The 13,862-nt window shown below is 41.3% G+C and carries 8 protein-coding genes; 5 read left to right on the forward strand and 3 right to left on the reverse strand.

Annotated elements, in window-relative coordinates; translation table 11 throughout:
• Positions 1-19: 19 nt before the first annotated feature.
• A complete protein-coding gene (locus BDD43_RS01975) occupies positions 20-2,002 on the reverse strand; it encodes a KUP/HAK/KT family potassium transporter (RefSeq protein WP_121196050.1) in 1,983 nt (660 codons plus the stop codon).
• Positions 2,003-2,495: 493 nt separating this feature from the next.
• Here BDD43_RS01975 and BDD43_RS01980 point away from each other — a divergent pair, with 493 nt between their 5' ends.
• Entirely contained in the window at positions 2,496-3,251 is a 756-nt protein-coding gene (locus BDD43_RS01980; protein ID WP_246001405.1) for a GH25 family lysozyme, read from the forward strand.
• A gap of 44 nt (positions 3,252-3,295) precedes the next feature.
• Positions 3,296-3,496 carry a YtxH domain-containing protein gene (locus tag BDD43_RS01985; RefSeq protein WP_121196053.1) on the forward strand — a complete coding sequence of 67 codons (201 nt, stop codon included), beginning with the start codon at positions 3,296-3,298 and terminating at the stop codon, positions 3,494-3,496.
• Between the two features lie 218 nt (positions 3,497-3,714).
• On the opposite strand, the gene BDD43_RS29860 is transcribed toward BDD43_RS01985, so the two are convergent.
• Positions 3,715-3,999 carry a hypothetical protein gene (locus BDD43_RS29860; protein ID WP_162846955.1) on the reverse strand — a complete coding sequence of 95 codons (285 nt, stop codon included), beginning with the start codon at positions 3,997-3,999 and terminating at the stop codon, positions 3,715-3,717.
• A 70-nt stretch (positions 4,000-4,069) separates the two neighbouring features.
• On the opposite strand from BDD43_RS29860, the gene BDD43_RS01990 reads away from it, so the two are divergent.
• From BDD43_RS01990 to BDD43_RS02000, 3 genes are all read left to right on the forward strand, one after another.
• Positions 4,070-6,469, forward strand: coding sequence for a PAS domain-containing hybrid sensor histidine kinase/response regulator (locus BDD43_RS01990; protein ID WP_162846956.1), 2,400 nt, complete (start codon positions 4,070-4,072; stop codon positions 6,467-6,469).
• A gap of 157 nt (positions 6,470-6,626) precedes the next feature.
• A complete protein-coding gene (locus tag BDD43_RS01995) occupies positions 6,627-8,723 on the forward strand; it encodes an LruC domain-containing protein (RefSeq protein ID WP_121201848.1) in 2,097 nt (698 codons plus the stop codon).
• Positions 8,724-9,245: 522 nt separating this feature from the next.
• Positions 9,246-10,487 carry a sensor histidine kinase gene (locus tag BDD43_RS02000; protein WP_121196056.1) on the forward strand — a complete coding sequence of 414 codons (1,242 nt, stop codon included), beginning with the start codon at positions 9,246-9,248 and terminating at the stop codon, positions 10,485-10,487.
• A gap of 102 nt (positions 10,488-10,589) precedes the next feature.
• Here the strand turns inward: BDD43_RS02000 and BDD43_RS02005 are convergent, their stop codons facing one another.
• A complete protein-coding gene (locus tag BDD43_RS02005; RefSeq protein ID WP_246001406.1) occupies positions 10,590-13,826 on the reverse strand; it encodes a glycoside hydrolase family 2 TIM barrel-domain containing protein in 3,237 nt (1,078 codons plus the stop codon).
• Between the last annotated feature and the right edge of the window lie 36 nt (positions 13,827-13,862).

Below are 13,862 nucleotides of genomic sequence, written 5' to 3' on the forward strand. Positions count from 1 at the left end.
CCTGCAATGTCGATATTTATCAGCTAAATTCAGCAAGATGTGGTTCAATCCTTTTTAGCGATATGTTATTTACTGGTTTAACCACCAGTGGTATTTTCTCAATTCGGGTTTCGCTGGTATCCAGGCCAAAAGCTTTCGCTTCCGATTGTGCCATTTTTTTAATGGCAAAATAACAACGTAAAATAAACCCTTCGCTAACGTTAAACAGGTTGTTATACGACAAGAATTTTTCCATAATAATAAACCTGAAATCGGCCGCAATTTTGTATTGCCGTAACGATTCGTAGTTGCTTGTAATATCAATCTCGTTTCGCGCAACCATATCTTCAACCACCTTTCGGTATAACACGTTTACCTTAGGCTGTATCCTAAAACCTAACCTAAATTCAATCCGTATTACCTTGCCGGGTTCTATCTGGTCAATACTGTACTCCATAGTAAAAGGCTCGTCGGTGCGTTCAATGTGTACAAACCAATAAGTATCGGCACGCTTAGGGCTGCGGCTCATTATCGAGTACATTATTTTTTGCTCAATTTGTTTAGCGTTATTAGCCTTGGTTAAATAAATAAGGTGGGTTGAATATTTTGCTACCGAGGTATCTTTACTCAAAGCGTTAAGCATCGGGATCTGATCTTTCAGGTCGATAAAGTGCAGAAAGCGGTTGTTGATTTTACGGGCCCTAAACCAAATATACATGGTAAATATTAAGCCAAACTCAAACACCAGGAAGAATAACCGTTTTAATATTTTTACCGAGTTAGTGATGAAGAACGATGACTCGACACTCAGGAATACACATAATATAATAATAACCAACCATGCAGGCCAATGCTTAACATAACGCATAAAATAGTACATTAAAATGGTAGTTGTAAGCATGGCTATGGTAATACTAAAACCGTAGGCGGCTGTCATGGCTTCAACCTTGCGGAAATAAAGGGTTACCAAAATACAGCCCACACACAATATCCAGTTAATGCTGGGTATATAAATTTGCCCGCGAATGTTAGATGGGAATTTAATGGTTATACGTGGCCAAAAGTTCATACTTACGGCTTCGCTTATCAGGGTGAACGAACCGCTTATTAAAGCCTGGCTGGCAATAATGGTTGCCAAGGTTGCCAGTGCAATACAAGGCAATAAAAACGATGGCGGCACTATCTGGAAGAATGGGTTAACACTATTAAAATCAAAACCGGCCGGGCGGGTTAATACCCATGCAGCTTGCCCCAAATAGTTTAACAGCAAAGTTGTTTTTACAAATATCCAGCTAATCTGGATGTTTTTTCGGCCACAGTGGCCCAAATCTGAGTATAGCGCTTCGGCACCGGTGGTGCATAAAAAAACAGCACCCAGCAACCAAAAACCGCTTGGGTGATAAACCAGCAACCTATAGCCATAATAAGGGTTAAAAGCTTTGATGATAGATGGGTAATGAACAAACTGCATAGCACCTAAAACCCCGATCATTAAAAACCACATTAACATAACCGGGCCAAATGCCGAACCTACCACCTTAGTACCAAACTGCTGGAAAAAAAACAGCAGCACAATAATGCCTATCACAATACCTATAACAAGGTTATTGCCCGCCACAATTGCACTTGAGAAAGCAGGTACCAAATTCAAACCTTCGATGGCTGATGCTACCGATATGGGCGGGGTAATGATACCATCGGCCAATAAACAGCCTGCACCAATAATTGCCGGAATGGCCAGCCATTTACCGTACCGCCTAACCAGTGCGTATAACGAAAATATACCACCCTCGCCATTATTATCGGCTTGTAAAGTAATAACAATGTACTTAAAGGTTGTTTGCAGTGTAAGCGTCCAGAAGATGCAGGAGATAGAGCCCAATACAAGGGCCTCATCTACTTTGCCGCCTTCTACTAACAAGGTTTGAAAAACATACAATGGCGATGTACCGATATCGCCAAAAATAATTCCGAGGGTGATGAGCATCCCTGCAAAGGATAGCTTTTTTAAATGAGGGGTCATGGTTGTATCAATAGTATATTAGAGGGAAAAGAAGTAGCAGGATTGGAGATCCGTATAAATAATTTCATTAAACAGCAAAAACGGGAGTAAACAAAGTAATTTATATTTTGATGGCCTATAAACAAGCATAATGCCATAGTTTGCAAATAGCAATAAAACAATTAAAAAAGCACTTTTTATACTCAGGCAATAAAAAAAACCATACCAAAATGAAATGGTTTTTTCCAAAACGGGTTGATTTAAAAAAAACAAAAAAATGCCGGTAACACCCGTTTACTCCCCCTACAGTCAAAATTAACCCCACCATTGCTATCTCGTATTTAACGTTTTTTGTATTTTTGCCGGTGTGCCAGCCCTTCCACGTAAACCCTCAGCCAAGCCTCGTCAAATAAAAAAAAAGCCTGCGGGCAAACCAACCGCAAGGCCACGTAAAGCGGCTGCCAAACCACTTAAAAAAAGTTTTTTTACCCCGTTAAAAATTGTAATTGCAATTTTGGTATTAATTATTGCATCGCCTTTTTACTACAAGTACATCGCTTCGGGCTTTTTAACGGGCTGGCACTGGATAAACGATATTGGCGAAAACCCAAACTACCGCCATTATAAAAGTTTCAACATACACGTAAACGAAAAATATACCATCCACGGCATTGATGTATCCTACGCCCAGGGTAAAATAGATTGGTTAAAGGTTAAAACCATGGAAGAAAACGGAATGCATATTACCTTCGCCTTTATTAAGGCAACCGAAGGCGAGCAATTTGTTGATTCGTACTTTCAGCTTAACTGGCGCGAAGCTGCAAAAACCGGACTGATTTGCGGTGCTTATCATTTTTTTAGGCCGGCCAAAAATGGCAAAATACAGGCGGCCTTATTTTTAAAAACCGTTAAGCTTGAAAAAAATGATATGCCTTTAGTGGTGGACATTGAAAAACTGGACGGCGTTTCGCCCGAAAGGATGCGCCTGGCCCTAAACGATTTTTTTACTTACCTGCGTTATAAAACCCGCGTTAAACCAATTATTTACTCGGGCCTAAGTTTTTATGTTGACTACCTTAAAGGATATTATGACGGTTATCCGTTATGGATAGCCCATTATGATAAACCCGAACTGAGTGTTAACCGCGCCGCAAACTGGCTGTTTTGGCAGCACACCAGCAAAGCCACAGTTAACGGCATCCATCATGTTGTAGATTTTGACACCTTTAAGGGCGATAGCCTTGCTTTTAAACAAATACTGATGCCTTAATTTAATGGCACAATCATTGTAACTAATTAATTAAAAATACAACTATGGGATTTATTAAAACATTTGTGCTGGGTGCGGCAGTAGCTTACGGCGTTCAGCATATCACAAAAAAGAGAGAAGACGGATCTTCCATATTGAGCGACTTTTTAGACAATCCGTCGGATTTGGTTAACAAAGCAAAGGCATACGCCGAAGACACTGCCAGCCAGGTTGCCCGGTCTGTTAAAGAAAAGGTTGTATTGTAGGCTATCTACAATACAACATTTTCTTTTCTATATTTTACATCCAATTTATAATACATTATTACACACCGCTGCACCAGCCTATTGTTACCGACCTTTAAAATAAGCAATTAGGTTACAGCAGCAACCCCGCTTTATTAAGATTAAATATTAAGTGCCTAAAATATAAAACTTTACAAAAGGTTTCAATATCATTGCACTCAACTTTTAATGTGTATGCATTAAATTTTAAACACAACAAATGTGTTTACCTCTTCGTAAAAAATGCCACACATATAAACTATGCTTCCCCTAGTTAATACCCTTTCTAATTTTGAAGCCATTTTTATGGCATTACCGTCTATAGTATTCCAACTAAAAGTTGTTAAAAATAACATCTCTTTCTTGTTAATAAACCAGGCTGTTGAAACTGAGTTAGAATTAAAACCTATTTCTATTTTAGAAAACCCATCTTGTTTTTTTAACCTTTTATCAGAATCCGACCAGGATAATTTTCGCACATCCATTATAAATTCATCCCGCACGTTAACAAATTGGCAATGGGAGGGCTGCTTTAACTTGCCGAACGGAAAAAAAATGTGGCTACAGGGTGTAGCTACACACAACCAGGTAAACGGCGATGCCACCATTTTTAACGGCATTTTACATAATGTTACCACTTACAAGTACGCAGATGAAATGCTTGCCGAGACAGGCAAACTCACCAAAACAGGTGCCTGGGAGCTCGACTTAGCTACGATGACCCCCTATTGGTCCGAAGAGGTGTACAAAATCCATGAGCTTGATCCGGCTATTAGGCCCGATCTGGAAAATGCCTTGTCATTTTATCTGCCCGAAGGTAGAGAAATTATAAAAGAAGCTATTGCAAAATCAATGTCAACCGGCGAACCCTGGGATTTTGAATTGCCTTTTATTACCGCAAAGGGAAAAGCGATATGGGTGCGTTCGTCCGGAAAAGCTAAGTTTAAAAACGGAACGACAACAAAATTATACGGCGTTTTTCAGGATATTACCGATAGAAAATTAGCTGAGGAAAACCTGCGTGTAATATTTGAATTTTCGCCCGATGCACACCTGTTAGTAGGCGCCAAAGGTATATTAGATTGTAATAACGCCGCTGTTAATCTTTATGGTTGCCAAAGTAAAGAAGAACTTCTTTCTTTTCATCCGGCCATCTTTTCACCTGACTGTCAGCCAGATGGGATATATTCTGACGTCAAAGCCAAAGAGATGGACAGAGTGGCGTATGAAAAGGGATTTCACCAGTTTGAATGGCAACATAAGCGCCTTAATGGTGAATTGTTTTTTGTACTGGTAACCCTAAGCCTTGTAAAAATAAACCATGAGCAAGTACTGTTAGCCGTTTTGCACGAAATTACTGCACAAAAGAAGGCCGAAGAAATGATACGGCGCAACGAGGCTATGCTATCCGAAACACAGGAACTTACACACAGCGGCAGTTGGGAATCCGACCTCGTTACAGGTAAAAACTACTGGTCGGCTGAGGCATTTCGCATTTTTGGGATCGAACCGGAAACGGATGGCCCATCAACAGAAACTTTTGGCAAAATGATACACCCCGACGATAAGGAGCTGTACATTAACGAAGTTAAACAGTTAATTACTACAGCCCAGGTTTCGAACTTTGACCTCCGAATTGTTTTGCCCAATGGTACCATGAAAGTTATTAACGCCATTGGCAAGCCTTACTTAAACGAAAAGGGCGAGGTAACAAAAATATATGGTGCTATTGTAGATATTACCGGCCGTAAAAACGCCGAACAAGAGCTGATAAAAGCCAAGGAACAGGCCGAGCAGGCTACCCTTGCAAAATCGCAGTTTTTGTCGACAATGAGCCACGAGATCAGAACGCCTATGAACGCCGTGATAGGCTTTACTAATTTACTTCTGCAAAAAAACCCAAGCCCCGAACAACTGGAATACCTCAACGTTTTGAAATTTTCGGGAGATAACCTGTTGGTATTAATTAACGATATTTTGGATTTCAGCAAAATTGAGGAAGGTAAGATTGAATTTGAAATGGCAGATTTTAGCGTTGAAGATTTGGTTAACAACGTTAGGCAGGCCTTACTGCACCGCGCCAACGAAAAAGGCTTAAAACTAAAGCTGATAATTGATAAAGATGTTGCAGACGCTGTAGTTGGCGACCAGGTACGGTTAGGGCAAATATTAACAAACCTCATCAATAATGCCATCAAATTTACATCTAAAGGCAAAGTAACTATCTCGGCAGTTTTAGAAAGCAGAGACCACCAAAACACTGTTATTGACTTTGAAATTGCTGATACCGGTATAGGGATTGCCAAAGATAAAATTACCTCAGTATTTGAAAGATTTACGCAAGCCAGTTCGGATACAACCCGCAAGTTTGGCGGAACAGGCCTTGGCCTTGCCATCACAAAAAAATTAATTGAATTGCAGGGCGGGAGTATCCATGTAGAAAGCGAACCTGGTGTAGGTTCTGCTTTTAAATTTCGATTAACATTTAAAAACGGCTCTAACGATCTCATCAAAAACAAACCCCGCCTTGTACAACCGGTAAGCCGCAGCTTAAAAGGAGTTAAAGTACTAATGGCCGAGGATAATGAGATAAACGTGATGCTGATAAAGCAATTTATGAAATTATGGGAAATAGAATATGATATAGTTTCTAACGGACTGGAAGCAATAGCTAAGGTGCAGGCAAATGATTATGATATGATATTTATGGATTTACAAATGCCAGAGATGGATGGTTACGAGGCAGCATCGGCCATTAGAAATTTAGACGGCGAAAAATTTAAACTCATTCCTATTATTGCATTAACAGCTTCGGCTATGTTAGATATTAAAGATAAAGCCTTTGAGGCCGGCATGAACGATTACATCAGCAAGCCGTTTAACCCCGACGATTTACATCAAAAAATTGAAAATTATAGTGCTGCCCAACTGCATGGAAAGCGAGAAGCGTACTAAACTATTCGGCTTTTCCCGTTTGTGGAAAATAATTCCCATATCGGGAATAATAATAAAGCAATATGCTAATTTTAAGCTGCAAATACGGTTTTTACGTTTTGGCCCACAGTTTGCATATATAACTTTAAAAAAAATAGAAAACCTAACTAAATTATATATGAAACGATTAATACCCGGCCTGTTTTTAATTAGCCTTGCCACCTTAACAGCCTGCAAAAAAAGTTCAGTTGATTCGGGCACAGACCCAAATAGCCCTACGCCCACAACTACTTTTAGCGGCTTTAATTTTAACACTGCTAAAAACATCAGTCTAAACCTGTCGCTTAAAGCATCTAACGGCGACGCTTTGCGTGGCGTAGTGGTAAGTGTTTACGACCCTGCAAATACCAATGCCGATGCAGCCATATTTAAAGGTGTAACAGATGCCAGTGGCAACCTTAACGCTGTAATAAGCGTACCAACATCATTTACCAAATTAATTATTGATCCATCTTACCTTGGTTTATTACATTACGCCCAGGCAACCATCAATAACAATGCAATAAATGCCACCATTGGCGGGGCAGCAGGCTATAGCGGCGATGTAGTGCCCGAAGCTATTATTATACCATCTAACTCGGGCAACTCGGGTCTTACATTATTATCATCTTCTATAGTATTTGCTTACCCCCTACCCTATACATCTACTGCGGATGCCGTTGTAAATACAGCCCAATACCCAACAAGCTATGGTATCCCTAATTATCTCGAACCAACATCTGATGTTATCGACGCTTCATTACTATCTTACGTAAACGCATCGCTGCCAGAGTCAAAACCATTAACAACTACCCACCCAGACTACCTGGCTAGCACGGCCGTTTCAACTATCAATGTTACCGCAAAGGCCGACGTATGGGTAACCTTTGTTGCCGAAGGCGCAGGCAACCTAAACAGTTTTGCCTTTTATACTTACACAACCGGCAACCCACCAACTACCGAAGCCGACATAAAAAAAGCAACCATTATTTTTCCTAATGCTTCGGGCTTAGGCTCGGGCGGTGGTTTAAAAGCCGGTAACAAAGTAAAATTAGGCACATTTGATGCAGGTACATCTATTGGTTTTATACTAATTGGTAGCGGCTGGACGGGTGCAGGCATCAATACAAATGCTACTAAATTTTATTCGGACAATGCTTTAAACCCCGAAACAACAGCCTCTTTAAAGAAACACTCGGTAGTACTTTATGACGACGTTCATAAACTAACATTGATTGCTTTTGAAGATATAAACAGGCAAGCTGCAAGCTGTGATAACGATTTTAACGATGTTGTTTTCTATGCTACATCAAACCCGGTTACGGCTATCTCAAATGTAGGTGTATCGGCTATCGATAAAGCACAGGATACCGATGGCGACGGCGTAATTGATGCACTTGATGCATTCCCTAACGATCCTACCCGCGCTTACATCAGCTATTTCCCATCACAAACAGGTTATGCTTCATTAGCGTTTGAAGATAACTGGCCAATAAAAGGCGATTATGATATGAATGATTTGGTTGTTAAATACCGCTACACTTTTGTAACTAACGCACAAAATAAAGTAGTTACCATGCAAGGCGACTATATTGTTGCAGCCGCAGGTGCAGCTTACAAAAATGGGTTTGGTGTACAGTTACCTATTGCAGCATCGGCAGTAAAATCTGTAACCGGGCAGTTATCTAAAGATAATTACATTAAGTTTGCCTCCAACGGCGTAGAAGCGGGCCAAAGCAAAGCAGTAATTATTCCGTTTGATAATTCAGACATACTTGCTTCTAACCCCGGAGGTGCTTATTATGTAAATACATTAAACGCAAATAGCAAAGTGGTTAGCAGTACGGCAAGCGTTTTAGTTACATTAACTAATCCAATTGACCAAACAAGTTTAACAGCATCGTTATTAAATCCATTTTTAATTAGCAACGAAAGACGCGGATACGAAATTCACTTACCTGGCTACGCACCTACCGACCTGGTAGACTCTAAATTATTTGGAACACAGGATGATTCTTCAGTACCTGCGTCGGGCAAATACTATTTATCGAAAGAAAGCTTACCTTGGGCTATCAGCTTTAACGATCAATTTATTTACCCGCTAGAAACCGTTAAAATAACCGATGCTTACCCTCATTTTGCAGCCTGGGCAAGCTCGGGAGGTTCATCATTTACAGATTGGTATAGCAACACAGCTTCCGGTTACCGCGTAACAGGCAACCTGTACCTGAAATAAATTAATAAAAGCCGCTAAACAAAAACTGCTCAAAACCTATAAGTTTTGGGCAGTTTTTGTTTAGCGGTATATTAGCGGGTGCTCAATATAGTTTAGTTGCCTGCCCAAAAATCAATATCATTTAAATTACACGGCCTGATAAATTTATAAAAAAGCCTTGCTGCTTTGAATAATATGCAGGGCACAAACATATCGTTAGCCGCATATCTCTTCGGCATTCTTTCGGTTAAGCTCAGCAAATCAACAATTTTTGCATAGGCGCACCGCAGCGGCGCGGTGCAAATAATTTAGCAAGCATTTAAAACTCACCTAATAATTTATCGTTTTAGCATTATTTGGCGCAAAAGCATTCAATTGCCAGCTTTTTGTTAGTTTAGGGTGTAAACAAATTTTGTTTTTCTCAATCCTACTCATACTAAAAATTGTTAGTAACATTGTGTCGGGGTTAAACATTCAGCGTCCCTTTTGATTCATTTATCAACGCGGAATTCACATACAATTTAAATGATTTAAACCTGAACAATGGAAAATAACAAGGTTTTGGTGCATGCGCCGGCAAAGTGCGGTACAATATGTTATCCAAAAGGCGTTTCGCACCAATTGGCCAACGAAAGCCTGTTAAGCCAGATAAAGATTTTTTTTACCAAGCTGTTTGATACTGCCGATTGGCCAGCCAGATGGCACTGCGGAAATTGGGCCAACTTCCACGGCTGGTTATATATCATTTCGGATGCTGCAATCTGGATAGCTTATTTTGCTATTCCTATTTTGCTATTCCGCATCATCAGCAAACGAAAAGATATCCCGTTTCCAAAAATCCTGTGGCTTTTTATCGCCTTTATACTGCTATGCGGTTCCACTCATTTATTAGATGCCATTATTTTTTGGTGGCCGGCTTACCGGCTAAATGCATTAATAAAATTCATGACGGCCATTGTGTCGCTATTCACTGTGTATGCCCTATATAAATTATTACCGATGATTTATCGCTTGCGCACGCTTGATGAATTGGAAGCAGAAATAATAGAGCGAAAAAAAGCCGAAGAGGAAGTTAGGCTCCAGCAGGTATCAATAAGGGCTACCGAAGAATTGATGGCCAAAAAAGACGAATTTATGAGTATTGCCAGCCACGAACTAAAAACGCCTATTACCACCGTTAAGGCATCGTTGCAGGTGCTGGAAAAAATGGTTGCCAAAAACGAAAACCTGGCCGACATTGCTCCTTTTGTGCACCGCTCATCCAAACAGATTAACAAATTAACAAGCCTAATTGACGAATTATTAGACGTAACAAAAATACACGCCGGAAAACTTGAGCTTAAAAAGAATGAATTTAACTTAATGGAAATGGTGATTGAATGTGTTGACCAATGCCGCTCGGCAGATGAAAAACACCTGGTAGACATACGTGGCGATGAATCATTGACGCTTTTCGCCGATCATGAACGCATTGACCAGGTTTTGTGCAATTTTTTAACCAACGCATTCAAATACTCCCCCGCAAACAGCCAGGTTGAAGTTCATTTTGAACGTTTAGCCAACGGCCGCATCAGGTTAAGCGTTTCGGACCAGGGGATTGGTATACCGGAAGACAATATTAGCCATGTTTTTAACCGTTTCTTCAGAGTAGCGAATACCTCGCAAAATTATTCGGGAATAGGGCTTGGCCTATATATATCTTCACAAATTATTAAAGCTCATAACGGCGAAATAGGCGTTATAAACAACCCTTTAAACGGTGTAACTTTTTGGTTTATCATATAGTTTCAGCCATCCAATAGCCATCTGCCGTAAGCATTTCACTCAGCAAAATGGGTATGCCTCGCATTGGGTTTCGTTTAGCCGATTATATATATTTTTATCGCTTTAATGTATCAATAATAGTGTATACGTAAATTTTGCGGGGGCGGCGTAAACTGTATATTGGGGCATTGGCTTGGGGCCGCAACTGTTTGAGCCAACACCAAGGGTTTGGTAATTTATACAAAGTACGGTTGCCTTACTTTTTGGCAAATCAATTTTATATTCTGTTGCGGCCAGTTCCTCGTCGCTAAAAGGCAATGCCGATACCTGTAACAGATGGTTGCTAGCTGCTACTTTAATGCCCGTTCCTGCGTTAATACTCCAAATTTTTGCCCAACGTACATCTTCGTGATTGCCACATTCCATTGGCTTTTCATAAGGCGTAAGCTGCTGCCAAACCGTACTGTTGTAAATCCCCACATCCGATCCTGTTTTACGGTCGGGATAGTTTTCAAATGGTCCTCGTCCAAAATAACTAAACCGTTGGTAATCCGCATTCAAAAACAACCTCACACCCATATGCGCAACCGCCAGTGTAGGTTGGTTACTATCAACCTCATTGTCTACTTTAATTGTTCCGTTGCCGGTAATCGTATAAATTATCTGGTGCTTTATCCAAAAATCCTTTTTACCCGTGCCGGTTAAAGCAACCTTTACCACTACAGTTGATGGCGACGCCTGGCTGGCCGTTATGTTATTAACAGTCCATTTCAGCTCCTTTAAGCCATAAGCATCCCAATCCTTATCGGCCCAAAGGTCATCCTGTTGGTGTGCCGCCCGCCATAAATGCAGCATCGGGCCGCCATTATTCATCAACACCTCGCTATTGTTATTTTTAATGGCCGATAAAGTACCCAATGTTTTATCAAAAGTTAAAGCGAAGGTGTTACCTCTAACCACAATCACATCTTTATCTTCGTTCAATTTCAAAGCTGGCTGGGTGGTAGTTTTGGCCATAACAGCCTCTTTTGTTGGCAGTTTCAATTGCTCTGCGGCTTGTTCATAGCCTGCTTTTGCCCACAGCTCATTGTTGGCTAATGTGAATGATAAGCGCAGGTAATAAACGGCTCCGGGCGTAAACAAATCACTATCATAGGGTATCTTAACATTTTTTTGGCTTAGCGCACCTATGCCATTCAGGTTAATATTGCCCGAAGATACTTGTTTGCCATCTTTAGTAATCGTCCATTTACATTTAAATGCTGATAGGTTAATAAACTGGTATTTGTTGCGGATACTCACGATGCCTTTTTGCAGGTCGATCCCGCTTACGCTGATCCATTGAAAAACGCGTTTCATTTCGGGGTAATGCGGCTTGGCCGAACGATCAGAAGCTACAACACCTTTATGGATAAAATAGTGGTCATTCGGAAATTCGCCAAAACCACCGCCAAAGGCCAGTATTGGGTGTTTCGGATCGCGACGGTTCCAAATACCCTGATCTTGAAATTCCCATATCGCACCCCCCAGTATAGAAGGGTATTTATCAAACAGGTCGCCGTATTCTTTAAGCGACCCCATAGAATTGAACATGGCGTGAGCAAACTCGCACAAGTAAAAAGGCTTAGTTAATTTTTTATCTAAAGCTGCCCTTTCTACCGATGACAGCAAACGTTTTTTAATATTGGCCGAGTCTGCATAGGCAATAATTGGCGGATACATTTTACTGTCTATATCAGCCGGGTTTTTATCGCCAACACCAAAGCCCTCATAGTGCGTGGGCCGCGTTTGGTCAATGTTTTTAACAGCATCCAGCGCCGCTAAAAAATTAGCACCGCCAGTGCCACACTCGTTACCTAACGACCAGATGATGATGCTGGGATGATTTTTTAAGCTTTGCACGTTTGCAACATTACGATCAACCATGGCCGCTTTTATGCGTGGCTCATCATTCAGTTTATTCATCAACCCGTGGCATTCCAGGTTAGCCTCGGCAACCAGGTAAATACCATATTCGTCGCACAACTCATACCAACGCGGGTCGTCGGAGTAATGGCAGGTGCGGATGTGGTTACAGTTGCCCTGCTTAATAACGTCCAGGTCGCGCCGCATTTGGGCTTCGGTAATGGCGTGGCCCACCTCGGGCCAGTTTTCGTGCCGGTTAACGCCTTTTAGTTTAATGGGCACGCCGTTCACCATAAATACGCGGCCCTTAATTTCTATTTTACGAAAGCCCGTTTTAGCCGAAATGGTTTCGGTTACCCTATTATCTCGCTTTAGCCTTATAACCGTAGTGTAAAGGTTGGGTGTTTCGGCAGTCCATTTTAAAGGGTTAGTAATTTTTATCTGGAGGTTTACAGTAGTTTCTTGTCCGGCAGCCAATGCAGGGACAGTTGTTATGCCCGATGCAATAATTTTAACACCATCGTGAACCGTTACTAAAGCTTTTTGCGATGCCTTTGCCTTATCACCATAGTTTTTTATTTTAACAGATACCTCCTCAACAGCATTGCGGTAAAGCGCATCTAAATCGGTTTTAATAAAAAAATCGCTGATATGCTCTTCGGGTGCTTGCCACAAAGTTACATTGCGAAAAATACCGTGCAGGCGCCACATATCCTGATCTTCCAGGTAACTGCCCGATGTATACTGATACACTTCGGCGGCAACCGTATTTTTGCCGGGTTTTACAAAAGCAGTAATATCAAATTCGGCTGCGTTGCGGCTGTTAACGCTATAGCCCACTTTTTTACCGTTTATCCACAAAAAAAATCCGGCATCTACACCGTCAAAAGTAATAAATGTCCGTCCGCCTTGCCAGGTAACAGGCAGGTCAAAATCACGGCGGTAACTCCCAACCGGGTTACGCTCTTTAAAAGCCGTATATTTGGGGGGCGGCGTACTCATTACGCGCGGAAAATCTTTTTGGAACGTGTAGCCTATGTTGCGGTAAAATGGCGTGCCATAGCCCTTAATTTCCCAGTTTGAGGGCACAGCAATATCTTTCCATCCCGATACATCGTAATCCAATTTATAAAAATCTACCGGGCGGTCTATCGGCCAGGCTACCCAGTTGAATTTCCAATTGCCATTTAAACTGCGCGACAAGGTTGAAGCATGCCTGTTACCTTTCAACGCCTCTTGCAGGTTGGCGTAAGGCATTAAAACCGCATGCGCAGGTTGCTTGTTAATGCCCAAACATTCGGGGTTCTCAATTTCGGGCGGCGCATCTTTACGGTAATTGGTGTCTGCCGTTAGCTTTAATACCGGCGTTGCACCGGCAATACCCACAATTAAAAATGAGCAGGCAAACCATAGCGACAGCCTTGCAAAAATGGGTTTACGAATGATAGGCATCATAGTATTTGAAGATTAACAACTTGTAAAAGTAACATG

It is taken from the genome of Mucilaginibacter gracilis, assembly GCF_003633615.1.
GTDB classification, from domain to species: Bacteria; Bacteroidota; Bacteroidia; order Sphingobacteriales; family Sphingobacteriaceae; genus Mucilaginibacter; species Mucilaginibacter gracilis.